This is a genomic window from Actinopolymorpha pittospori (assembly GCF_014873875.1).
In the GTDB taxonomy this organism is placed as follows: Bacteria; Actinomycetota; Actinomycetes; order Propionibacteriales; family Actinopolymorphaceae; genus Actinopolymorpha; species Actinopolymorpha pittospori.
The window spans coordinates 2,146,004-2,170,539 of the sequence record NZ_JADBEM010000001.1; the positions used below are offsets into that span (position 1 = coordinate 2,146,004).

Genomic DNA, 24,536 nt, shown 5'->3' on the forward strand with positions numbered 1-24,536 from the left:
GCAGTCAGATCGACCCTGACCGATCACCCGCTTCGGGCGCAACGACCATCACAATCACATGCCCATAGGCGAAAGCAGCCCGGAGCCGCCCAACATCCTGGAGCCACCGACGCGCCACCGCTAGACACGAGAATCGGCGCTAATGGTCCGAGCGGAGCTCCGGACGGCCGATGACGAAGGCCCAGGCGAGCTGATCACGGCCCTGGCCTGGGCCTTCGTGGTGGAGCGGGCACGCGGCACAGGTCCGTGGCTAGCCTTCGCCCGTGACCACGATCGAGCAACTTGAACGGGATGCCTGTAACTCGGTCATCAGGTCTCGAAGTCCAGCGGCGAGGGCGATTGCGAGCTTCTGATCACGACTTAGTGGGGCGTCGATGAGGAGCTCAGCAATGTACTGCTGTTGTCGTTCGTCCGGTGGCCGGTACATCGGAGGGGTGGGCTGGCGGCCCAGGACTGCCAGTTGCCGATCCGGGTCCCGGAGTACCTCAAGGTCCGCGATCAAGGGTTCCCAGCCTAGGCGGCTGCGATGGAGCCACCATCCCCGGCGCCGAAGGTGCGGGTTGGTCGCCCGCTTGAGGGGCGCGAGGTCGGCAATTGACCAGAGCCCCACATTGTGCGCGAGGACTTCGCTTGCCATGCGGGCAATTCGCGAGTGCTTGGCTGCGACAAGCCCAAGCAGATCCGGTACGTCCTCGCTCGTGGCCTTGTCCACGAGCAGCCGCAACCCCACCTTTTGCAGGGCGGGTTCCGTGCTGTGTACGAGGTGCAGCACCTCCCCCCGGTCGGTCTGCGCACCAGCCTCCGCCAGGGCAAGGTAGGCACGCGCCCGACGAGTGGGATTCGCCGGGAACCGCGCCAGCTGTCGACAGGTTGCAACCGGGTCGTTGCCCATCTCCGTCCAGCGCTGTCGGGCCCAAGACCGCACCAGGACGGAAGAGTCAACCAGTAGAGCTTCGACGTCACTCGGGGTGAGTTGAGACGCGTCAAGCTTGACCAAGCCGAGGACTCGGCTCTCAGCCGTGCGGGCGGGGAGGAGAACTGCACGGATCACAGCGGGCTCAGCGTTGTCCGCGATCAGGTTCGCGAGCAGTCGGCGCACAACTTGGTCTCGCTCCCGGGGCAGCTGGTCGACCGCATCCTGTGTGCGCAGGAGGCCGCCGCGCTTCCGGCTGTGTTGGAAGGCGGCGCGACGGAGATCGCGATCTGTGGACTCTCGCATCTGCGCCCAGACGTGGGGCTCGCCGTGCCGGTTCTCGATCGCGCCAAGGTAGAGGGTCCGGGCTTCTGCTCCACGACCACGCGCTTCGAACCGCTGAAGTACCGGCATGATCCGCGAAGCAGCCTTGAGATCGGTTCGACTCAAGACTGCCTCTATGGCCGGCACACGGACCTGTGCGACGTGATCCGCTGCGCGCAGGGCGAGCATCCGCTCACTCAAGGGAGTCCGTGAGCGGTCGAGGAGCCGCACGGCGCGCTCTCGGACGAAGCCATCGGGATGCATGCTCGCCAGGGCCGCAGCCGGTAGAGATCCCGACAGGACCTGCCTGGTCCACTGCTGTGACGTACCCAGCGTCGGCCCCTCGCACCGATACTGGCGAGCGAACCCATCGATGCGAAGAAGGTCCCGTGCGGAGACGCTGGTGAGCCAGGACTCCGCGAGTTCCAGGGCAGCGACGTCGCCCTCAAAGGCGGCTGTCGCAGCCGTGCGCAGCCGTTCGCGGACGTCGGCAGGGCTCAGCACACGGATCATCGTCACCCATGTGAGCACGGATGTCACCGCGTTAATGGCACGAGCCAGTGGTGGAGCGGGTGACGGGAATCGAACCCGCACTGTCAGCTCGGGAAACGTACGTCTATGGCCCTCGGAGCCCGATCTACGGCGCGAACGCGAGGCTGGAACAGCCTGGAGTACTCCTCGTCGTCCTCGCCTAATGGCTCGTTGATGGCCCGGATCGAGTCGCTTACCGGTGTGTCGAACGGGGTTCACTAGTGATCATCTAGGCGCCGGGACGCGTGAGTTATGGCTCCCAGATCGTGGCCGAACGGTCGCGAACAGAGATGAATGAGCCGGGAACTGAGACTGAGGCTTCCGTAATGGCTCCTTGCTGCCATTGGGCGTGGCCGTGGCTGGCCGTACTCGTGATGACGGTGCGGGCGCCCCGGACCCCTTAGCGCCGATTCTCGTGTCTAGCGGTGGCGCGTCGGTGGCTCCAGGATGTTGGGCGGCTCCGGGCTGCTTTCGCCTATGGGCATGTGATTGTGATGGTCGTTGCGCCCGAAGCGGGTGATCGGTCAGGGTCGATCTGACTGCCTGTTGTGGCGGATTTCGGATTGTCGTCCGACCCGGATGTGATGAGCGAGCACGATCTCACTTGGAGTACGACGGCGGGAGAGACGCAGCGATGGCTGCCGTTGCGCTCTGTCGCCGCCAGTGATCGGCGTGTCACGTTGACCGCGATCGTGTCGCTTGCTGTAGTTGAATCGTGGAACAAGCAGCGATATCCACCCCAGAAGCGGCCCGTCGGGGCAGTGAGTACTTCGCCGCCCCAGCAGCGGCGAACCAGCGTCGTTACGAGGCACTGCGCGCGTACCTGTTCGAGGGAGTCTCAGCGGCGGAGGCGGCGACCCGCTTCGGCTACACCCTGACGACGCTGCAGTCGCTGGTGCGGGACTTCCGGGCCGGACGCTGCGAGTTCTTCCAGAGCTCGCGTCCGGGCCCGAAGACGGCCCCGGCCAAGGAAGCGGCCCGCACCAGGATCATCGAGCTGCGCCGGTTGGGCCACTCGGCCCAGGAGATCGCTGCCGCGCTCGCCGAGGAGGACACTCCGCTCAACCGCACCGGGGTCGCCGAAGTCCTGGCCGAGGAAGGGTTCCCACGCTTGTGGCCCCGTCCGCACGCCGAGCGCGGCCTACCCCGACGCGAATCCCAGCCCCGCACCAAGGTGATCGACTTCGCCGTCCTGCCCGCCCACGCCGACACCCGGATGGCCGGGCTACTGCTGACCATCCCCGATCTGGTGGCACTGGACCTGCCCGGCCTGGTGCGGGCCGCGGGCTATCCCGGCACGTCTGTGATCCCGGCGATCAGCTCGATCCTGTCGCTGCTGGCGATCAAACTCACCACCACCCGCCGCGTCTCCCACATCGACGACATCGCCACCGACCCCGGTGCGGCGTTGTTCGCCGGGCTGACCAGCCTGCCCAAGGCCACCGCGCTGACCACCTACTCCTACCGGCTCGACCACACCCGGCAACAACGATTCCTTGCCGCACTGGACAAAGCCAGCCTCGCCGCAGGGCTCGCGCACGGCGAGGCGATCAACCTCGACTTCCACGCCGTCATGCACTGGGGCGCCGACCCCGCGTTGGAAAAACACTACGTGCCCAGACGTTCGCAACGCACCCGCTCAGTGTTGACCTTCTTCGCCGAAGACGCGGCCACCCACACCCTGCTCTACGCCAACGCCGACCTCGCCAAAGCCAACCAGAACAACGAAATCCTCGCCTTCGCCGACCACTGGCGCACAACCTCCGGAGCGGACCCGAAACTGTTGATCTTCGATTCCAAGGTCACCACCCAGGCCCAGCTCGCCGACCTCGACGCCCGCGGCATCGCCTTCATCACCCTGCGCGCCCGCACCCCGAAACTCACCGAACACCTACATGCCTTGCCCGCCAAGGACTGGACACCACTCACCATCGCCCGAGCGGGCGGGAAAACCCGCCGTGTCCGCGTGATCGAAGACCCCGCCGCCACACTCTCGGCCTACCCCAGCACGCTACGCCAACTCGCCATCACCGGACTCGGGCACGACGAACCCACCATCCTGATCACCAACAATCGCACCACCCCGACCAAACACGTGATCGAGGCCTACGCCAGGCGGATGAACATCGAACAACGCCTCGCCGAAGCCATCCGCTCCTTCGGCCTGGACGCCCTCGCCGGCGCGGTCCCCCTCAACATCGACCTCGACGTCGTGCTCTCCGTACTCGCCCACACCATCTGCGCCGCGCTCCGCCGACGCCTCCCCGGCTACGCCACCGCCACACCCGACACCCTGCAACGCCGATTCCTCTCCACCGGCGGCACAATCGAAAACCGCGATAACGAAACCATCGTCCGCCTCGACCGACGCGCCTACTCACCCGTCCTCCGCCACGCCGACCTCCCCACCACCGAAGTCCCCTGGTGGGGCGGACGACACCTCCGCTACGAATACGAGTGATCAAGCTGGGGTTGAATCCGCTGCGCGAGAATCAGCGTTAGCCTCGAAACACGTCACAGCCGCACCAGCCGCAGCGTCCACAACGAGGTCTTCGAGGTCACAGTGAAGAACATCTATGTCGTCACACATCCGGAGGCAACCCACCACGTAGACGGGCTCGTCGGTGGGTGGTTCGACTCCGATCTGACCGAGCGGGGGATGCGACAGGCTGAGTCGATCGCCGAAGCACTGTCTGAGCGCCTCAGCGACGCCGACGTCGAGACGATCACATCCGACCTGCGCCGCGCGCAACGGACCGCAGAGGTCATCGTCAAGCGCATCGGCGGCGGCCTGAAGTTGGATCCAGACCTGCGGGAGAAGTCGTACGGCGAGGCGGGCGGCCGACCCAAGGCTTGGCTCGAAGAACGCCGCATCCCAATCCCGGAGTTCGGCGAGCGGCTACGGCACGACGAAGGTGTAGACGGTGCAGAGACACGGATGGACCTCGCCGTCAGGGCGTATGCGGCGATGGATCGGATCCAGCGCTCCGCGATGGAGAATCACGTAGTTGTGACACACGGAGGTACCGTCACCCTCCTCCTAGCAGCCTGGATTGGCATGCCCTTGGAGGCATCGGGCCGTGTCCAATTCCGCGTTTCCTCAGGTGGAATCACGCACTTGCGCAAGGACGACCGAAACTACAGCCACCAGATCGCGCAATTGAACGAGACCCGCCACCTGAACTAAGTCCGGCGGTGCATGGCCCGCGCCTGGGCACTGACTAGCCCGGATCGTTCACGGCTCGGTGGGTGATCGGCGTGTAGAAGCACGGAAGTGCCTTCCTGCTTGGGATCCTTGGACTTGTCGAAGGTTCAAGTTCCCCAAGTGGAAGGCACTCCGTAGGTGAAGCGTACTTCGTGGTCTGCCGGCTTGTCTGTGTCCGCTGATGGTGTCGGTGTGGTGGCCCACTCGGGCAGCGTCGCGACCCGGCTGCTGGGCAACCGGACGGGCCTTACGACCGGACTTTCGAAGGCGATGTCGCGCCGGGACTTCGATCCGGGCCACGACCGCGGCCAGGTGCTGGTCGACGTTGCTGTGATGCTCGCCGACGGCGGCGAGGCGATCACCGACATCGACGTGCTGCGCCACCAGGCCGGGGTGCTCGGCCCGGTCGCGTCGCCGCCGACGGTCTGGCGGGTACTCGAGGAGGTTGCTGCGGGACGGTTGAAGAAGATCGCGGCCGCAAGAGCCCGCGTCCGCCGCCACGTGTGGGCCCAGCTTCCTGACGGCGTGCCTGCCGCGAAGGTGGCCGGGACCGACCTCGGCGAGGTGGTGGTGCTCGATGTGGACGCCACGATCGTGATCGCCCATTCGGAGAAGGAGAACGCTGCGGCGACGTTCAAGCGGACTTTCGGCTACCACCCACTGGGCGTGTGGTGCGACAACACCAGCGAGTTCCTCGCCGCGAAGCTGCGGGCCGGGAACGCCGGGTCGAACACGGCCACCGATCACATCGAGGTCCTGACCGACGCGATCGCACAGATCCCCGGCACGCACCGCCGCAAGCTGCTGATCCGTAGTGATGGCGCGGGCGCGTCCCATGGGCTACTCGACTGGCTCACCGCCCAGGGCAAGGTCCGCGGCCGCAGCGTGGAGTACTCGGTGGGGTTCAGCATCACCGAGAAGATCCGCGACGCCATCAGACTCCTCCCGAAGAGGGCCTGGACGCCAGCGGTCGACGCCGACGGCGGGATCCGCGAAGGCGGCGACGTCGCCGAGCTCACCGGAGTGCTAAACCTGACGACCTGGCCCGACGGGATGCGGGTCATCGTCCGCCGTGAACGACCGCACCCCGGCGCGCAGCTGTCGCTGTTTGAGGAGCGCGACGGGTGGCGCTACCAAGCCTTCGTCACCAACACCATGACCGGGCAGCTGGGGTTCCTCGAAGCCCGTCACCGTGCCCACGCACGAGTCGAGGACCGGATCCGGCACGCCAAGGACACCGGGCTCGGCCGATTCCCGTCGCGGGAGTTCGACATCAACCAGGCATGGCTGATGCTCACCCAGGTCGCTGCCGACCTGACCGCGTGGACCCGGCTGCTGGGCTGCACCGGTGACGCTGTCGTCCTGGCGGGGTGTGAGCCCAAGGCCATGCGTTACCGGTTCCTCCACGTGCCCGCCCGCCTCACACACAGCGCCCGACGTCGCCGCCTGCGGATCCCCGAATCGTGGCCCTGGGCCGCGGCCATCATCGCGGTCTTCGCCAACATCGCCGCCATCCCACAACCAGCCTGACCCGATCTGTCCGCCCACGACATCACCACCCGGAGAACCGCAGCCCGGCAGCGCCAGCCGGCGCAACGTCCTACCCACGATCACGCACAGCACAGTCTCACCCGATCACACAGCACCAACACCATCGCGACGGCCCTCATGAAAGACCGGGGCTAGCGCACCTTCTCGGATCGAGCTTGAGGGCGCCTCTGGCAAGAGGTGCTGTCGAATGCGGTGCAGTAGGCGGCGGTGGCGTCGTCGGTGGCTTTGCCGCGCTTCCATGGTTGGCCGTGTGGGTCGCTGGCTTCTGCTTCGCGGGTGCGGCGGATGAGTTCGGCGGGTCCGTCGTGGTCGAGGACCTGGAGGAGGGTGGGCCAGTCGGCCAGGTCGAAGCGGTCGACGAGGCGGGTGGCTCCATCGGTGAGGACTGCGGCCCTTCGCGCGGAGTCGGCGGGTACGGCTCCAACCAGGGAGTGTCACGCGCTCTCAGGTTTGGCGGCGGCGACCCAGAATCCGTCGGGTGTGTCGAGCGGGACCGGTTGATCGGACTAATAGCCCGTGGATGGCCCGAGCAGGGTTTCGGACGGCCGATGACGAAGGCCCAGGCGAGTCGATCATGGCTCTGGCCTGGGCCTTTGTGGTGGAGCGGGTGACGGGAATCGAACCCGCACTGTCAGCTTGGGAAGCTGATGTTCTGCCATTGAACTACACCCGCACCCTCGCCCGGAGGCGACGAGTCGCCGCCCGAAGACGACGAGCGCCCAGAATACTACCCAACCCCGGCGCGGCACCTACGGCATGTCGTACGAGGCAATCCGGGTTCGGTAAGTTGCCAACGTGCTCCTCTCCGACCGTGACATCCGCATCGAGCTCGACAAGGGCCGAGTCGTCCTCGACCCCTTCGAGCCGGCGTTCGTTCAGCCATCCAGCATCGACGTACGCATGGACCGGTACTTCCGGGTCTTCGAGAACCACCGCTACCCGCACATCGACCCGGCGGAGGAGCAGCCCGATCTGACCCGTTTGGTGGAAGTCGAGAAGGGTGACGCGTTCATCCTTCATCCGGGAGAGTTCGTCCTGGCCTCGACGTACGAAGTGATCACGCTGCCCGACGACATCGCGGCCCGGCTGGAGGGCAAGTCGAGCCTCGGCCGCCTGGGCCTGCTCACCCACTCCACCGCCGGCTGGATCGACCCGGGCTTCTCCGGGCACGTGACGCTCGAACTCTCCAATGTCGCGACCCTGCCGATCAAGCTCTGGCCGGGGATGAAGATCGGCCAGATGTGCTTCTTCCGGCTGAGTTCGCCCGCGGAGCGCCCGTACGGCTCGGCGGAGTACGGCTCCCGCTACCAGGACCAGCGGGGCCCCACGCCGTCCCGTTCGTACCGAAACTTCCACCGCGCCGACGTCTAGGTCCAGCTGCACCGGCGTACCGGGACCTCGGGCCGGATCGGCTCGACGCCAGCCGGCGGTGGTCCTGAGGACCCGGGCGGAAGGCCCCGCCCGCAGGGCCCCCATCCTCTAGTCCGCGAACTCCGGATTGGCCCAGCCTGCGAGAGAGGGATCGTCCTTCGCTCCCCGCTCGGGACCGTGGTCCCGACCGCGGGCGCCGACGGGATCACCGAGGGGAGTGGTCGTACGCCGGAGGTGTGTGATGCCCGGCGCCACCCGAAGCACGGCGAAGCGCACGCGTGGGGTGCGGTCGGCCAGCGCACTGGACCGGATGCTGCCCGCACCCCGGATGGACGAGGTCGACACCGTTGACCTGACCATGTCGCCGGAGGAGGCGTGGGACGTCATCCGCCACGGCGACCTGTTCGAGAACTCGCGCCTGGCCCGCGGCCTGTCCGCGCTCCGGGCGATGCCGGACCGGATCGCGCACCGTGAGGTGGAGGGCGGACCCTCGGGTCGGATCGACGATCTCAGCTCCAGGCCGGAGGCGCCGGGTTTCCGGGTGCTCGCCGAGGACGCGCCCCGTGAGGTCGTGGTCGGTGCGATCGGCAAGGTGTGGCGGGCACGGGTCGCGTTCATTGAGGTGCCGTCGGCGTCGGCGTTCACGGACTTCGACCAGGCGGGATTCGTGAAGGCGGCGTGGGCCATCCGCCTGACCGATCTCGGCGAGGGCGTGACCAGGGTGACGCTGGAGGTACGTGCCGACGCGACGGACCCGGCGACCTGGCGAAGGTTCCGGCGGTACCTGCACCTCTTCGGTCCGGGTTCCCGGCTGTTGCGGCGACGGTTGATGGCCGGCCTGGCGCGCGGGCACGGTACGCCGGACCAGCATCCGCTGGCGCGTTCCGCGTTCAGACGCCGGTCGCGGCCGGGCGCTGTGGGCGAGGGGGGACGGCGGCCCGAGGCCGAGACGGGCGAGGCGGGGGTCGGCGAGGCTGGAGTCGCCGAGCCCGTGCAGCCTGCCAGGCGAACTGGCCCGATCGCGCGCCCGCGCCGGTCCCCCGAGGCCGCGCGTGCCGTTCCGGGAGACGACCTGCTTCCCGACGCCACCACCCAGGTGACCCAGGAGGTGACCATCCAGGCCCGGCCGGAGACGATCTGGCCCTGGTTGGTCCAGATGGGAAGCGGCCGGGCGGGGTTCTACAGCCTCGACTCCGTCGACAACGCCGGCCGGCGCAGCGCCCGCGAACTGCGCCCGGAGTTCCAGGACCTGCGCCGCGGCGACATCATCTCCGCGGCCCCGGCCGGTCGGGGTGGCTTCGAGGTGCTCGACATCCAGCCCGACCGCTCCCTCGTCCTCGGGAACCTGGTCGACCGGATGAGCGGCACGCAGATCCCGTTCTCCGACGAACGCCCATCGCGCTTCTGGCAGACGACCTGGGTGTTCCTGCTGGAGCCGGAGGAGGCGGGCACCCGGCTGACCGTGCGCTCCCGGGCGAGCTTCTCCGAGGGGGGCCGGCTGCACGCGGGCTGGAGGCTTCCGGTGCAGCGAGGGCTCCAGAACGTCCAGCTTCGCCATCTCGCGGCTCGCGCCGAGGGGCGACTCAGGCGGGACGACTGGCGCGACGTTGTGGCCGGGGTCGGTGGTGCCGCGTTGATGGCGGCCGCCGTGGCGACGCCGTTCCTGCGCGGGCGGCGGAGTACCTGGGGCCTCGACGATCCGGTCGAGGCGGAACGGGCGTATCCCGGAGACGGGCTCGTGCCCGAACCTCGTTGGGGCTACACCCACGCGATCGAGGTCGACGCGCCGGTGGAGGCGGTGTGGCCCTGGGTCGAGCAGGTCGGGGCGGACCGGGCCGGCTTCTACAGCTACCAGTGGCTGGAGAACCTCGCCGGTGCCCAGGTCCGCAACGCCGAGACGGTTCATCCGGAGTGGTCGGCGGCCGAAGGCGCCGAGGTTCTCGTCCATCCGCGGGTCGTGCCGCTGCGCATCGTCGAGGTCGCTCCCGGTAGGTCGTTCGTGGCGTACGTCGACGACGAGAAGGCCAGGGACCAGGGGCAGCCGTGGGCGCGGGCCAGCTGGCACCTCGCGGTCGAGCCGATCGACGCCCACCACACGAGGTTCCTCAGCCGGTACCGCACCGACTTCTCCGCGGACCTGCGGACCCGGCTCGAGTTCGGCCCGGTGCTGGGTGAACCGGTCAGCTTCGTCATGGACCGGCAGATGCTGCAGGGAGTGAAGGAGCGCGCCGAGGAGCGCGGAGTGGGACTCAGCGTCCCCTGCCCCCGGCGTGGCGGAGCGTCCTCGGACCCGACCTAGCCCGCGCTCCCGCCGCCACCGGGGTGGTCAGCACCGACATTGGTGCGAGAGAGTGGCTCGGTGTTCCAGCCTGAGACCGCAGACTTCCGGGCGCCACTGCTGGGCCGCGCCGAGGCGCCGCACCTGCACGTGATGTCCTTCAACCTCCGCAACGCCGGAGAAGGGCTGCCGGACCCGTGGCCGCGACGCAAGGCCGCGAACGCCGCGCTGCTCCGCACCGAGGCGCCGACGGTGCTCGGCACTCAGGAAGGCCTCTACCAGCAGCTTCGTGAGGTCGCCACCGCCCTGCCGGAGGGTTACGAGTGGATCGGCACCGGACGCGAGGGCGGCAGTCGCGGCGAGTTCATGGCCGTGTACTTCGACGCCACCCGGCTCGAACCACGTGAGTTCGATCACTTCTGGCTGTCCGACACCCCTGCCGTGGTGGGCTCCGCCTCCTGGGGCAACTCCGTCGTACGGATGGCGACGTGGGTGCGGTTTCGCGACCTGGCGACGGGTGCGGAGTTCGTCGTGCTCAACACCCACCTCGACCACGCGGTCGAGAAGGCTCAGCGGATGGGCGCGGAGCTGGTGGCCAGGCGGCTGGCGGAGTTCGACGCCGACCTGCCGGTGATCGTGACCGGAGACTTCAACGTGGCGGCGGAGGCGTCCGAGCCGTATGACGCGCTGGTCGGTGGCGCTGGGCTCCTCGACACCTGGACGGCCGCCGCGGAACGACGGACACCGGCGTACGCGACCTTCCACGGGTACCAGCCCCCGGTCATCGGCGGTGACCGTATCGACTGGATCCTCGTTAGGCCAGGGGTGCGGGTGACGGCCGCGGCCGTCAACACCTTCACCCTCGATGGCCACTGGGCCTCCGACCACTGGCCCGTTCACGCGCTGGTCGAACTTTCCGGCCGGGACTAGGGCCGGGCTTGCTCGGGCTGGACCTGGGCGCTGGCGTCAGGCCAGGTGACGCGGGGCGGGCAGCCGGAGCGCACCTGCCCGGCGGGGCGCCGGCTCGATCCGGTCGGCGAGGCGGCGCAGCGTCCGCGCGCACACCGGTCTCGCGTTCCGGAGGAGGCGCCAGCCACGTAAGCCGGCCTCCCGGGCGAGCATGCGCTGGCGTGCGGAGGCGTACAGGTCGTCGCGGCGTTGTTCGGCGAGCTTGTGGATCAGGTAGTCGTTCATGGCGGGTAGCTCCGTTCAAAGGGGTGGGACCCGTGGGTCTTCGGCCCGGAGGTCGAAGACCCACGAGTACGGGAGTCGCTGGTGCGGAACCCGAGCCTGCGGAGATGGCGGCCACGCTTCCGCCGGGTGGGGCGGATCAGGCCCGGGTGATCGAGATGTCGCCGCTCAGGGTGCGGGCGCGGATTTCCACCGTGTCCTCGCTGTCGGCCGGTCCGTCGCTCTCCTCGAGCGCGGAACGCACGCTACCGGTGAGCGACGACACGTCGAGCCAGGCGGAAACGCCACGGGCGACGGCGATGGTGATGTCACCGGACGCGGCGTCCACGGACGCCTGCCCCCGGTGGAAGGAGCCGATCGTCATGTCGCCGGAGGCGGTCTTCACCTCGACCGAGCCGCCGGCGGAGCGCACCGTCCCGTCGCCGGAGGCGGACTGCATCCGGACGTCGCCGTCGACCTGGCCGAGGTCGATGTCGCCGGAGGCGCTGGAGATCTGGACGCTGCCGTGGACCTCCGGCAGCGTGATGTCGCCGGAGGCGGACTCGACCTTGACGTCGCCGTCGACGACCTGACACCGGATGTCCCCGCTGGCGCTCTTGATGGACAGCGGGCCGACGTGCTCGAGTTGGACGTCCCCGGAGGCGGTGTTCAGGGAGACGGTGCCGAGGCGTCCGGTCGCCCGCAGGTCGGCCGAGGCCTTGTGGCCGTCGATGTCGGAGCCGGTCGGCAGGGCGACGCGGACGTGCACCGACCCGTCGCTTCCGCGCGGGCCGTGATCGCGGGCCTCCACGACGATGACACCGTCGTGGTGTTCGACCAGGGTCTCCTCGACCGCATCGAGGTCGGCGGACCGGTTGGGGTTGCTCGGCCGGACCTCCACCTCGGTGCTGTCCCGGTCGGACGCCTCGATGATGACGTCACCGGAGCGCAGGCGTAGCCGCAGCGTGATGGGTTCCGGGGTCGCGAAAGTAGGCATGGTGGCTCCTTGGGAGGGTGTGACGTACGTGGTCGGGCGGGCGCCCGAAAGACGGTGTGGCCGGTTGGATCAGCGCGCCCAGCCGGTGAGGCGCTTGCCGATCCGTGGACCCGGCCCGCTCGGCGAACGGGGCGGCCGGGGCGGGAACGACGGGCCGGCGAGCGCGGCTGCCACCGCGCGGACCAGCCAGGTGTTGACCGACACGCCCTCGCGGGCGGCGGCCTCCTCGGCCTGCGACTTCAACGACTCGGGGAGGCGCAGCGTGACGCGTGACGTGCCCTGCTCGGGGTCGGGGGGCGGAGGCGGCGGAGGAACCTCTTCGAACTCCTCCACCTCGGGAACGCTGGGCGGCGGTGTCACCACGAACTCCGGCTCGCGACCGCGGAGGCGCACGTCCACCGAGCCCGGTGCGAGCTCGCGGGTGACCTCCTCGGCCGCGGTCGAGAGAGCGTCCATGAAAGCGAGTCTGACGGCGGCGTCGAGTGCCGCCGTCAGTCGCTCCGCGGCGATCCGGGCTTCGGGCCCGGCAACCTCCGCGGCGACGGTGAGGTCGCGGCGGATGCTGTCGACGTACGGCGAAAGATCCATGACGTCATCATGACGTCATGGGTGGCGGCATGTCAACAGGTGATGCCGGATCAATGGTGTCATCGTGGGGCTAGTTCGACGTCAGATCCTGTTCGGTGACGTCAGGTCGGGGTGCGAGGGTCCCGCGCCGTACGGACTCGAGCAGTAACTGGGCGACGTCGATCACCTCGACCTCCTCCCGTGCGCTGCCCTCCGCCTGCTTCTGGGTCAGCCCGTCGGACAGCATCGTCTTGCAGAACGGGCAGCCGGTCGCGATCCGCTCGGCGCCGGTGGCGACGGCCTCCTCGGTGCGGGCGAGGTTGACGCGGGTGCCGATCCGCTCCTCCATCCACATCCGGGCGCCGCCGGCGCCACAGCAGAAGGAGTCCTTGCCGCTGCGCGGCATCTCCCGGACCTCGACCCCGGGCAGGGCGCCGAGAAGCTCGCGCGGGGGCTCGTAGACCTGGTTGTGCCGGCCGAGGTAGCACGGGTCGTGGTAGGTGATCGGCTGGCCGGATCGACCGCCGCCGTTCGCTTCGGCGCCGGCCGCGCCGTCGCCCTCGGCGGGAGCGACCGGCGTCAGCCGACCCTCGCGCACCAGCCGGTTGAGCAGTTGCGTGTGATGCACCACCTCGAGCTCCAGCCCCAACTGGCGGTATTCGTTCTTGATCGTGTTGAAGCAGTGGGCGCAGGTGACGACCGCCTTGGTTGCACCGGCCTCCTTCAACGTCTCGACGTTCTGCTGGGCGAGCATCTGGTAGACGAACTCGTTGCCCGCCCGACGGGCCGGGTCGCCGCTGCACGTCTCGGTCTCGCCGAGCACGGCGAAGGAGACGCCGGCGATGTGCAGTAGTTCGGCCACCGCCCGGGTCGTCTTCTTCGCGCGGTCGTCGTAGGCGCCGGCGCAGCCGACCCAGAAGAGGTACTCGACCTCGCCGAGACTGTCCACGTCACCGCCCAGGACGGGCACCTCGAAGGCCAGGTCCCTGGCCCACTCCAGTCGCGCGGAGGGGTTCATGTTCCACGGGTTGCCCTTGTTCTCCAGGCCGCGGAAGAGCTGGTTCAGCTCGCTCGGGAACTCCGACTCGACCAGCACCTGGTGCCGGCGTACGTCGACGATGTGGTCGACGTGCTCGATGTCAACCGGACATTGCTCGACGCAGGCGCCGCAGGTCGTGCACGACCACAGGACGTCGGGATCGATGACGGCGCCGGGAGCGTCGCCGGTGCCCTCGACGGCGCCGACGAACGGGCGCTCGGCCTCCGCGCGCACGGTGTCGGGAAGAGCCTCCCGGGACGACTCCTCCGTCAGGAGGTAAGGGGCCTTGGCGTAGGCGTGGTCGCGCAGGCCGGTCACGAACAGCTTGGGTGACAGCGGCTTTCCGGTGTTCCACGCCGGGCACCGTGACTGGCACCGTCCACACTCGGTGCAGGTCGTGAAGTCCAGCAGGCCCTTCCAGGTGAACTCCTCGACCGCGCCGACCCCGAAGATGTCCTCCTCGCCCGGATCCTCGAAGTCGATCGGCTCACCGCGCGAGTGCATCGGCTGCAGGGCGCCGAGCGCCGTCCCGCCCTCGGCCTCGCGCTTGAACCAGATGTTGAAGAACGCCGTGAAGCGGTGCCAGGCCACACCCATCGTGGCGTTGAGCGCGATCACCAGGAACCACGCCATCGACACCACGATCTTCACCGTGGCGACCGCGAGGATCGTCGTCGAGAGGGCGCCGGCGCTCATGCCGGAGAACGCCGCGGCCAGCGGATAGCTGAGGAGATGGTGCGGGCCCCACCCGGGCGTACCCACCAACGCACCCTCCAGGCCGCGGAGCAGCAGGATGCAGACGGCGATCGCCACGATCGTGAGTTCGACGTAGTAGGCCTGCCAGAACGTCGAACCGCTGAACCTGCTGAGCCGGCCGAGACGGCGCGGATGCGCGACCTGGCGGATGACCATCAAGGTGAGAATGGCCACGAGTGTGAGGAACGCGATGACCTCGGACGCGGCTTCGTAGGGCCACCAGTGCCCGATGATCGGGAGCGCCCAGTCGGCGCCGGCATAGACCTGGCCGTAGGCGGTGACCAGGGTGAAGACGAGGAAGCCGAAGCCCACGAAGACGAACCAGTGCGCGGCTCCGACGAGCCGCCACTTCAGCAGCCTGGAGTGGCCGAGTGTCTCCCGCAGCAGGGTCCGCCAGCGCTGTGCCGGTTGGTCGGTGCGACCGATCGCCGGCTGGCCGAGGCGGACCACGTTGACCATCGAGGCCGCGGTTCGCGCGACCAGCGCGACGGCGACCAGGGTGATCGCGGTGGAGATGATGATCGCAGCGACCCGCATCGCGGCGCCTCCTCCGGTCTGGGTGACGACCCCCGAGCCATGGTCCGGTGGCGACCACGAGCTTGCACCGAGCGTAGGAGGTCCGGCCGACATTCGTCGCGTTCGGTCCGGTGTTCGGTGCCCGTTGCCCGCTTCGTCACCTGCTCGTTCGCCGGCTGGCGGTGGGGTGCTCGCGCGCCCGGCCGTGGTCCCTCCGTGCGCCGGAGAACATGTGTCGCTGCGTATCGCGTCGCGTACTCCCCGTGTGACACAACGCTGCGGTGAACGGTGCCGACCGGGTGGCCGTGGGTGGCAGCGGGCGGCTGGGAGCGGTTGGGGGTAGTTTCGTTGGCTGGCCCCAGCCGTCCGCGACGTTTCGCTCGGCCACTGTCGGTCCGTCCTCGCGGCTAGGGTGTTTTCGGTACCAGGTCGTGACAAGCCGGTGTCAGGTACGGCACCAGGCGACCAGGCGTGCCCGTCGACCGAGGAGGGCCGACGTGATCGAGTTCGAGTCCGTGTCCAAGCGCTACCCCGACGGAACGCTCGCGGTGGACGAGCTGGATCTACGCGCACCCTCAGGGGAGATCACGGTGTTCGTCGGGCCGTCGGGGTGCGGCAAGACGACCTCGCTGCGCATGGTCAACCGCATGGTGGAGCCGACGTCGGGCCGCATCCTCATCGACGGCCAGGACACCGGAGCCACCAATCCGGCCCAGCTGCGCAGGGGCATCGGCTACGTCATCCAGCACGCCGGGCTGTTTCCACACCGCACGGTCGTCGACAACGTGGCGACCGTTCCCTACCTGCTCGGGTGGAACAGAAAGAAGGCGCGCGGCCACGCTATGGAGTTGCTCGAGCGGGTCGGGCTCGACGCCCACCTCGCGAGCCGCTACCCCGCGCAACTCTCCGGCGGGCAGCAACAGCGCGTGGGCGTGGCCCGGGCGCTCGCCGCCGACCCGCCGGTGATGCTGATGGACGAACCCTTCAGCGCCGTCGACCCTGTCGTGCGCGAAAGCCTGCAGGAGGAGTTCCTCCGGCTGCAGGATGAACTTGACAAGACGATCATTTTTGTCACCCACGACATCGACGAGGCGGTGAAGCTGGGCGATCGGGTCGCGGTCTTTCGGGCCGGCGGTCACCTGGCCCAGTTCGCCGAGCCGAAGGACCTCCTCGAGCACCCGGCCGACGAGTTCGTCGCCGGGTTCGTCGGAAAGGACCGCGGCTACCGCGCCCTGTCGTTCACCCCGGCGGAGGGGATCGCGATCGAACCCGAACCCACGGTCCGGCTCGGCGTCCCGATCCGGGACGCGCGCGCGGCCGCGTCCGACGGGTGGGTGCTCGTCGTCGACGACGAGCAACGCCCGCAAGGCTGGCTTGACGCACGCGGCTCCAACCAGGACGCCGTGAGCGCCGACCACCTCAACCGCGCCGGCACCGTCGCGACGGTCACGGGTTCCCTGCGCACCGTCCTCGACGCGGCACTGTCCTCGCCCACCGGGCGCGGCGTGGTCGCCGACGCGCAGGGACGCCTCCTCGGCACCGTGCAGGCCGGCCCCGTCCTGGCGCGCGTCGACCAGGTCAACGGCCGGACGCGGGGCAACCCGGCCGCCAACTCCACCGGCGGTGGATCCGGCGCTGGGTCCGCCGAGGCCGAACGCGAAGGCGCCGGCCAGTGACCGGCTGGTTGGGAGACAACGCCGGCACCATCGCGTCGTACTTCGGCCAACACGTCTGGCTCGCGACGCTCCCGTTGCTCATCGCGCTGATCCTCGCGATCCCGCTCGGCTGGCTCGCGTGGCGGTTCGGCTGGCTGCACACCCCGATGGTGGGGCTGACCGGCCTGCTCTACACCATCCCGTCGCTCGCGTTGTTCGTCATCCTCCCGGCGGTGCTCGGCACCCAGATCCTCGACCCGATCAACGTCGTCGTGGCGTTGACGATCTACACGCTGGCGCTGCTCGTCCGCACCGTCGCCGACGGACTCGCCGCCGTACCCCGCGACGTCATCCAGGCGGCCACCGCGATGGGCTACGGCGGCTTCCGGCGGTTCTTCGCGGTCGAGCTCCCGGTGGCGGTCCCGGTCATCGCCGCCGGTCTGCGTGTCGCCGCCGTCTCCAACGTCAGCCTGGTCGCCGTCTCCGCGCTGCTCGGCGTGCCACAGCTCGGGCTGTTCTTCACCAACGGGCTGGTCCTCGACTACCTCCCGCCGCTGGTCACCGGCATCGTGTTGTGCGTCGTCCTCGCCCTCGTCCTCGACGGGCTGATCCTCGGACTGACGCGGTTGCTGGCCCCGTGGCAACGCATCGCGAGGGGGACCTCATGATCGAAGGAATCTTCCGCTGGTTCGCCGACCCGGACAACTGGAGCGGTTCGGCCGGAATCCCGATGCGGGTGCTGGAGCACCTGGAGTACTCCGTCGTGGCGCTGCTGATCGCGGCGCTGATCGGCATCCCGCTCGGCCTGTTCATCGGCCACACGGGCAAGGGCACCTTCTTCGCGGCGGGGCTCGCCAACGCGCTGCGCTCGTTGCCCTCGCTCGGGCTGCTGGTGCTGATGGCGCTGATCCTCGGGTCGCGGATCAGCAGCGACCTGGTCTACGTCATCCCGAGCATCGTCGTCCTGGTCGTGCTCGCGGTGCCGCCGATCCTGGCGAGCACCTACGCGGGAGTGCAGGGAGTCGACCCGGCCGCCCGCGACGCGGCCTACGGCATGGGCATGACCGGCTGGGACGTCCTGCGGAGGGTCGAGGCGCCCTGCGCGCTCCCGCTCATCCTCTCCGGCGTGCGGAGCGCGATGCTGCAGATCATCGCGACCGCGACCATCGCCGCGATCACCTCGCTCGGGGGTTTGGGCCGCTACATCGTCGATGGGCAGGCGGTCCGGGATTACTCGCAGATGGTCGCGGGTTCCATTCTTGTCGCCCTGCTCGCGATCGTCGTCGAGGCGGTCCTCGCGGGCGTACAGCGGCTCGTGGTCCCGGCCGGGCTGACCGGTCGGGACCGGCAACGCCGTACCCCCGACACCGAGCGGGCCGCGACGGCCCGGGACCAGGAGTTGGTCAGCGCCCGATGACGCAGTTCCGCCCACCCGACAGATCCACCCACCCAGAACCTCCCGGCGCGACCCGCGCGCACGGACCACGAAGGAGACACCCGTCATGAAGCTTCCGAAGATCGCAGCCGCTGCCGCGGCGGCGATGGCGCTGGTAGCCCTCGCGGGGTGCGGGTCTGGTGGCGACCCGTTGGCCAACGAGACCAGCAAGGCCCCCGCGAGCCCGGCGCCGGCCGGCACCGTGGTCGTGGGATCCGCCGACTTCCCGGAGAGCACCCTGATCGGCGAGATCTACGCCGGTGCCCTGCAGGCCAAGGGCGTCAAGGTGGAGAAGAAGTTCGGAATCGGTGCCCGCGAGATCTACCTCAAGGCACTCGAGGACGGCTCGATCGACCTCATCCCCGAATACACCGGCAACCTGCTGCAGGCCTTCGACCCGAAGACGACGGCCTCGACGTCGGAGGACGTCTACGCCGAGCTGAAGAAGGCGGTGCCGAGCGACCTGACCGTGCTCGCGCAGGCCAGCGCCGAGGACAAGGACGCGGTCGGGGTCACCAAGGAGACCGCGACCAAGTACAAGCTGAAGACGCTCAGCGACCTGAAGCCGCACGCGAAGGACCTCGTCCTGGGCGGCCCGCCGGAGTGGAAGACCCGGGAACGCTCCGGTGTCCCCGCGCTGGAGAAGGTCTACGGCCTCACGTTCAAGGGCGACTTCAAGTCGCTCAAGGGCACGCTGCTGCCGCAGGCTCTCGCCAACGGACAGATCGACGCGGCCAACATCTTCACCACCGACCCGGTGGTGCAGCAGAACGGCTTCGTGCTGCTCGAGGACGACAAGAACCTCTTCCCCGCCCAGAACGTCGTTCCGCTGATCAACAAGTCGAAGGCGACCCCGGAGGTCTCCGAGGCACTGGACGCCGTGTCCGCCAAGCTCGACACCAAGGCCCTCAGCTCCCTGCTCACCGAGGTCGTGGTCGACAAGAAGGACGCGGCCACGGTGGCCAAGGACTGGCTGAACCAGAACGGCCTGGTCTGAGCGAACAGCTCTCGACGGCTCGAGCGGTCGGTTGAGCGACCGGCACTCGACCAGAAACTGAGTGACCGGACAGCGCACGGCGGGGCGCCCCTCCACACCCGGAGGAGGCGCCCCGTCGGCGTTTCCGGACCCGTCGCCCCGAAACAGCACCGTCCGCATTCCGGGCGCATGTCTCGAATATCGGGACGACGGCGGATCGGACTGGGCGATCCGCCCGCCGAATCCGTACTCTGTCCGCCATGCGTAGCCCGGCTGACCAGCTCCGGCTGGCCCTCTTCGCCGTGACGCTCGTCCTCGTCGACGACGAGCTCTGTGGCCGCTGACGCCTCGCGTCGCGGTCCTCCTTCGCTTCCCCTGGTCCCGCGAGAGCGTCGAACGTCGGCCATCGTCCCCTCTCCAGCGGAGTAACCCCATGTCCAGCGCCACCACGTCCGGCCCCACACCGGGTTCCACCCTGACCGGCCGGCCGGCACCGTCCCGCCGCTTCGCTCCCGTCACCTCCCGCCCGACACCGGAGGCCCCACGGCTCGGCCCGGTGTCGTGGGTGCCGCTCGTCGTCGCGGCCCTCGGCACCATCGCGCTCGCCGCGTACGTCTGGGCGACACACGGCACCAAGCCCGGGATCCTCCTGCTGCTCGGCGCGGCACTCGGCGTGACGCTGTTCCACTCCCGGTTCGGCTTCACCTCCGCCTGGCGGCAGCTGGTCGCGGTCGGCAACGGGACCGGCCTGCGCGCCCACGCGGTGCTGCTCGGGACCACCGCCACGCTGTTCGCCCTGATCATCGGCACCGGTACTGGACTGTTCGGGAGTACGCCCGCACCCTCCGCCGGTCCGCTCGGCGTGGGCCTGATCCTCGGCGCGTTCCTCTTCGGCGTGGGAATGCAGCTCGGCGGCGCCTGCGCGTCCGGGACACTCTTCGCGGTCGGATCGGGTCAGTCGACCATCGTGCTCACCCTCGGCGGTTTCATCGTCGGCTCGGTGCTCTACGCCTGGCAGTTCCCGCTGGTGCGTGACCTGCCCGCCCTGCCGGCGTTCGTGCTGGCCGACCACGTCGGCTGGTTCGGCTCCTGGGCCATCACGATCCTCGTCCTGCTCGCCATCGTCGCGGTGACCCGCGTCATCCAGGCGCGCCGCGTCCCACCGCCCGTGGACGCGGTGCCGAGCGCCCGCGGTCCGCTCCGGGCGATCCGCGGCTCCTGGCCGCTGTGGGTCGGCGCGGTCGTCCTCGCCCTGCTGGGCGCCGGCGTGCTCCTCGTCTCCGGCGGAGCCTGGGGCATCACCAGCGCGTTCGGACTGTGGGGCGCGAAGTTCCTCCAGGTCCTCGGGCTGCACCCGGAGACCTGGGCCTTCTGGCAACAGCCCGCCCAGGCCCAGACGCTGGCGGCGCCGATCCTCACCGACAAGACCAGCCTGACGGACATCGGCATCATGGTGGGCGCAGCGGTGGCGGCGGCCGCCGGCGGCGTGTGGACGCTGCACCGGCGGATCCCCTGGCGTACGGCGGTCGCGGCGGTGCTCGGCGGCATCCTGATGGGTATCGGCGCCCGGCTCGCCGGCGGCTGCAACATCGGCGCCTACCTCGCCGGCATCGCCTCGGGCAGCCTGCACGGATGGATCTGGGGAGTGGCCGCGCTCGGCGGCACCTGGGTCGGGCTGCGCGGTCGGAGGCTGTTCGGCCTCGCCAACCCGGCACCACGCGACAGCGTCTGCTGACCGCCGCGCGCCGGTGAGGGGCCCACTACCGCCCGCAGTTCCGGCCCCCCGGCGGTAGCCCGGCGGAGGCGCGCGCAGTGAAATGAGGGCATGGTCGACCCCGCCCAGGCAGAATCGGTCACCATCGGCGCCCGGCCCCTCACCGAGGCCGACGTGGTGGCGGTGGCCAGGTATGCCGTTCCCGTCCTGCTCGCACCCGAGGCTGTCGCCGCGCTCGCGGCGGGCCGGGCGGCGGTGGACCGGCTCAGCTCCTCCCCGTTTCCGGCGTACGGCATTTCCACCGGTTTCGGCGCACTCGCGACTCGGCACATCCCCGCCGCGCAGCGCACCGACCTGCAGCGCAGCCTGATCAGGTCCCACGCGGCCGGTTCGGGACCCGAGGTCGAGACCGAGGTGGTCCGGGCGCTGATGCTGCTTCGGCTGGCGACGCTCGCGACCGGGCGAACCGGCGTCCGGCCCGAGACGGCGCAGACGCTGGCGGCCCTGCTCAACGCGGGGATCACCCCGGTGGTGCCGGAGTACGGCAGCCTGGGCTGTTCGGGTGATCTCGCCCCGCTCTCCCACGTCGCGCTCGCGCTGATGGGCGAGGGTGACGTCCGCACGACCAACCGTGGCAACGGTGACGGCGACGGCACCGGCACGCTCCGTCCCGCCGCGCAGGCGCTCGCCCAGGCCGGCATCACCCCGCTCGTCCTCGCCGAGAAGGAGGGGCTCGCCCTCATCAACGGCACGGACGGGATGCTCGGCATGCTCGCCCTCGCCTGCCACGACCTGGAACGGCTCCTCTCGACGGCCGACCTCACCGCGGCCATGAGCGTGGAGGGGCTGCTCGGGACCGACCGGGTCTTCGCGGCCGACCTGCAGGCGCTGCGCCCCCATCCCGGAGCCGTGGCCTCCGCCGCCCACCTGCGGTCCCTGCTGGCCGGCTCCGCGATCGTCGCCAGCCACCGCGGCCCGGACGACACCCGCGTCCAGGACGCCTACTCCCTGCGCTGCGCACCGCAGGTCAACGGCGCCGCACGCGACACGCTCGCGCACGCCCGACAGGTCGCGGGACACGAACTCGACTCCGCGATCGACAACCCGGTCGTGTTGCCGGACGGCCGGGTCGAGTCCAACGGCAACTTCCACGGGGCGCCGCTGGCCTACGTCCTGGACTTCCTCGCCATCGTGGTCGCCGACGTCGCGAGCATGTCCGAGCGGCGTACCGACCGGTTCCTCGACGTCGCCCGCAACCACGGCCTGCCGGCGTTCCTCGCCGCCGACCCGGGCGTCGACTCCGGGCACATGATCGCGCAGTACACCGCGGCCGGCATCGTCAGCGAACTCAAGCGGCTCGCCACACCCGCCAGCGTCGACTCGATTCCCTCCTCGGCGATGCAGGAGGACCACGTGTCGATGGGCTGGTCGGCGGCGCGCAAGCTGCGACGGGCCCTGGACGGGCTCACCCGGGTCCTCGCGATCGAACTCCTGACCGCGGGTCGCGGCCTGGACCTGCGCGCCCCGCTGGCACCCGCACCCGCGACCGCCGCGGCGCTGCGCGAGTTGCGCCGCCAGGTGGCCGGCCCGGGTCCGGACCGACAGCTGTCCCGGGAGATCGACGCCGCCGTCACCCTCGTCCGCGACGGGCGCGCGCTCGCGGCCGCCGACGACGCGGCGAGGCGGACGGCCCTCGCGCCGGACCCCGGCGACGGGGGATCCTGACTCCAGGGGTCACACTCCGGTCCGTGACCCGCGCACCACGCCACGCACCACACCCAGGAGGTGACGGATGAGCGGGACCCAGACCTCGCATCTGTCGCACCTCGGCCCGCGCACGGTGACGGCGCCACGGGGTTCGACACTTCACGCCCGCGGCTGGCCGCAGGAGGCGGCGCTGCGGATGCTGCAGAACAACCTCGACCCGGAGGTCGCGGAGCACCCACAGGATCTCGTCGTGTACGGCGGAAGTGGGCGGGCGGCGCGCGACTGGCCGAGCTTCGAGGCCCTCATCCGCACCCTCGAGTGGCTGGCCGACGACGAGACCATGCTGGTCCAGTCCGGCCGCCCGGTCGGTGTCCTCCGCACCCACGAGTGGGCGCCCCGGGTGCTCATCGCCAACTCCAACCTCGTCCCGGACTGGGCGACCTGGGAGGAGTTCCGCCGGCTGGAGGCGCTCGGCCTCACGATGTACGGCCAGATGACGGCCGGCTCGTGGATCTACATCGGTACGCAGGGGATTCTGCAGGGCACCTACGAGACCTTCGCCGCCGTCGCCGCTCGGCTCACCGAGCGGGGCGTGACCCGCGACAGTTCACTCGCCGGAACCCTCACCGTGACCGCGGGACTCGGCGGCATGGGTGGTGCGCAACCGCTCGCGGTGACGATGAACGGTGGCGTCGTGATCTGCGTCGAGTGCGACGAGTCCCGGATCCAACGCCGCCTCGAGCACCGGTACCTCGACGTCCGCGCCGACTCCCTCGACCACGCGCTCACGCTGGCGGAGACGGCCACCCGGACGCGGGAACCATTGTCGATCGGCGTGCTGGGCAACGCCGCGGACGCCCTTCCCGCCCTTTTGGCCCGCGGCGCCCCGGTCGACGTGGTGACGGACCAGACCTCGGCGCACGACCCGTTGACGTACCTCCCACACGGTGTCGAGTTCGCCGACTGGCCGAGCCTGCGGGAGCGGGACCCGGCCGGGCTGGTCGAGCGGGCGCGGGAGTCCATGGCGCGGCACGTCGAGGCGATGGTCGGCTTCCTCGACGCGGGCGCGGAGGTCTTCGACTACGGGAACTCCATCCGCGCCGAGGCCCGCAAGGGCGGGTTGACGCGGGCGTTCGACTTCCCCGGCTTCGTACCGGCCTACATCCGGCCCCTCTTCTGCGAGGGCAAAGGCCCCTTCCGTTGGGTCGCGCTGTCCGGTGATCCGCGCGACATCGAGAAGACCGACCAGGCGGTCCTCGACCTCTTCCCCGAGAACGAGTCCCTCGCGCGCTGGATCCGGCTCGCCGGTGAGCGGGTGCGCTTCCAGGGCCTGCCCGCCCGGATCTGCTGGCTCGGCTACGGCGAACGCGACAAGGCCGGCCTGCGTTTCAACGAGATGGTCGCCGCCGGCGAGCTACGGGCTCCGGTCGTGATCGGACGTGACCACCTCGACGCCGGTTCGGTCGCCTCGCCCTACCGCGAGACCGAGGCGATGGCCGACGGTTCGGACGCGATCGCCGACTGGCCACTCCTCAACGCGATGGTCAACGTCGCGTCCGGCGCCTCCTGGGTGAGCCTGCACCACGGTGGAGGCGTCGGCATCGGCCGGTCCATCCACGCCGGCCAGGTCGTCGTCGCGGACGGCACCGAACTCGCCGCCGCCAAGCTCGACCGGGTGCTGACCAACGACCCGGCCACCGGCGTCATCCGGCACGTCGACGCGGGGTACGAACACGCGGAGGAGACGGCCACCGCCCGAGGCCTCCGGACACCCATGCGGGAGGGCCCGCCCCCCGAACCCGAGACGTGAGTCCGACAGACACCAACTCCG

At 69.8% G+C, this 24,536-nt stretch carries 18 protein-coding genes and 1 tRNA gene; 13 read left to right on the plus strand and 6 right to left on the minus strand.

The annotated features are described in order from the left end of the window. Positions 1–250 precede the first annotated feature (250 nt). Positions 251–1,777 carry a hypothetical protein gene (locus HEB94_RS10165; protein WP_192749665.1) on the minus strand — a complete coding sequence of 509 codons (1,527 nt, stop codon included), beginning with the start codon at positions 1,775–1,777 and terminating at the stop codon, positions 251–253. A 706-nt stretch (positions 1,778–2,483) separates the two neighbouring features. Between HEB94_RS10165 and HEB94_RS10170 the strand changes: the two genes are divergently transcribed. The 3 genes from HEB94_RS10170 to HEB94_RS10180 all read left to right on the plus strand — a co-directional run bounded on the left by HEB94_RS10170 (position 2,484) and on the right by HEB94_RS10180 (position 6,503). Continuing rightward, complete coding sequence (locus tag HEB94_RS10170) at positions 2,484–4,229, plus strand: helix-turn-helix domain-containing protein (protein ID WP_192748393.1); 1,746 nt, start codon at positions 2,484–2,486, stop codon at positions 4,227–4,229. A gap of 102 nt (positions 4,230–4,331) precedes the next feature. Further along, a complete protein-coding gene (locus tag HEB94_RS10175; protein ID WP_192749666.1) occupies positions 4,332–4,955 on the plus strand; it encodes a histidine phosphatase family protein in 624 nt (207 codons plus the stop codon). Between the two features lie 156 nt (positions 4,956–5,111). Beyond that, positions 5,112–6,503 (plus strand): IS1380 family transposase, encoded by a 1,392-nt coding sequence (locus HEB94_RS10180; protein ID WP_192749230.1) that lies wholly within the window; start codon positions 5,112–5,114, stop codon positions 6,501–6,503. A gap of 620 nt (positions 6,504–7,123) precedes the next feature. Here the strand turns inward: HEB94_RS10180 and HEB94_RS10185 are convergent. Next, positions 7,124–7,197: transfer RNA gene (locus HEB94_RS10185), tRNA-Gly, on the minus strand. Positions 7,198–7,319: 122 nt separating this feature from the next. Between HEB94_RS10185 and dcd the strand changes: the two genes are divergently transcribed. The 3 genes from dcd to HEB94_RS10200 all read left to right on the plus strand — a co-directional run bounded on the left by dcd (position 7,320) and on the right by HEB94_RS10200 (position 11,103). Then, the gene (gene dcd, locus HEB94_RS10190) at positions 7,320–7,895 is read left to right on the plus strand and encodes a dCTP deaminase (RefSeq protein WP_192749667.1); all 576 of its coding nucleotides are present in this window, start codon (positions 7,320–7,322) and stop codon (positions 7,893–7,895) included. A gap of 241 nt (positions 7,896–8,136) precedes the next feature. Beyond that, a complete protein-coding gene (locus HEB94_RS10195) occupies positions 8,137–10,194 on the plus strand; it encodes a hypothetical protein (protein ID WP_192749668.1) in 2,058 nt (685 codons plus the stop codon). Between the two features lie 60 nt (positions 10,195–10,254). Further along, a complete protein-coding gene (locus tag HEB94_RS10200; protein WP_337917576.1) occupies positions 10,255–11,103 on the plus strand; it encodes an endonuclease/exonuclease/phosphatase family protein in 849 nt (282 codons plus the stop codon). 36 nt (positions 11,104–11,139) lie between these two features. On the opposite strand, the gene HEB94_RS10205 is transcribed toward HEB94_RS10200, so the two are convergent. The 4 genes from HEB94_RS10205 to HEB94_RS10220 all read right to left on the minus strand — a co-directional run bounded on the left by HEB94_RS10205 (position 11,140) and on the right by HEB94_RS10220 (position 15,239). Next, a complete protein-coding gene (locus HEB94_RS10205; protein WP_192749669.1) occupies positions 11,140–11,367 on the minus strand; it encodes a hypothetical protein in 228 nt (75 codons plus the stop codon). Between the two features lie 136 nt (positions 11,368–11,503). Continuing rightward, positions 11,504–12,340: a DUF4097 family beta strand repeat-containing protein gene (locus HEB94_RS10210; protein ID WP_192749670.1), complete on the minus strand. Its 837-nt coding sequence runs from the start codon at positions 12,338–12,340 to the stop codon at positions 11,504–11,506. A gap of 69 nt (positions 12,341–12,409) precedes the next feature. Then, entirely contained in the window at positions 12,410–12,928 is a 519-nt protein-coding gene (locus HEB94_RS10215; protein WP_192749671.1) for a toxin-antitoxin system HicB family antitoxin, read from the minus strand. Positions 12,929–12,998: 70 nt separating this feature from the next. Then, entirely contained in the window at positions 12,999–15,239 is a 2,241-nt protein-coding gene (locus tag HEB94_RS10220) for a (Fe-S)-binding protein (RefSeq protein ID WP_192749672.1), read from the minus strand. 476 nt (positions 15,240–15,715) lie between these two features. On the opposite strand from HEB94_RS10220, the gene HEB94_RS10225 reads away from it, so the two are divergent. From HEB94_RS10225 to hutU, 7 genes are all read left to right on the plus strand, one after another. Then, a complete protein-coding gene (locus HEB94_RS10225) occupies positions 15,716–16,894 on the plus strand; it encodes an ATP-binding cassette domain-containing protein (RefSeq protein WP_192749673.1) in 1,179 nt (392 codons plus the stop codon). Beyond that, on the plus strand, positions 16,891–17,541 hold the full coding sequence (locus HEB94_RS10230; protein WP_337917578.1) for an ABC transporter permease: 651 nt from the start codon (positions 16,891–16,893) through the stop codon (positions 17,539–17,541). The genes HEB94_RS10225 and HEB94_RS10230 overlap by 4 nt, the downstream gene beginning before the upstream one ends. Then, complete coding sequence (locus tag HEB94_RS10235) at positions 17,538–18,290, plus strand: ABC transporter permease (RefSeq protein WP_192749674.1); 753 nt, start codon at positions 17,538–17,540, stop codon at positions 18,288–18,290. Before HEB94_RS10230 ends, HEB94_RS10235 begins: the two co-directional genes overlap by 4 nt. Positions 18,291–18,375: 85 nt before the next feature. Then, positions 18,376–19,305 carry an ABC transporter substrate-binding protein gene (locus HEB94_RS10240; protein WP_192749675.1) on the plus strand — a complete coding sequence of 310 codons (930 nt, stop codon included), beginning with the start codon at positions 18,376–18,378 and terminating at the stop codon, positions 19,303–19,305. 412 nt (positions 19,306–19,717) lie between these two features. Continuing rightward, on the plus strand, positions 19,718–21,019 hold the full coding sequence (locus tag HEB94_RS10245; RefSeq protein ID WP_192749676.1) for a YeeE/YedE family protein: 1,302 nt from the start codon (positions 19,718–19,720) through the stop codon (positions 21,017–21,019). Positions 21,020–21,109: 90 nt separating this feature from the next. Then, positions 21,110–22,723, plus strand: coding sequence for a histidine ammonia-lyase (hutH, locus tag HEB94_RS10250; RefSeq protein ID WP_192749677.1), 1,614 nt, complete (start codon positions 21,110–21,112; stop codon positions 22,721–22,723). 67 nt (positions 22,724–22,790) lie between these two features. Then, positions 22,791–24,515: a urocanate hydratase gene (gene hutU / locus HEB94_RS10255; protein WP_192749678.1), complete on the plus strand. Its 1,725-nt coding sequence runs from the start codon at positions 22,791–22,793 to the stop codon at positions 24,513–24,515. Positions 24,516–24,536: the final 21 nt, after the last annotated feature.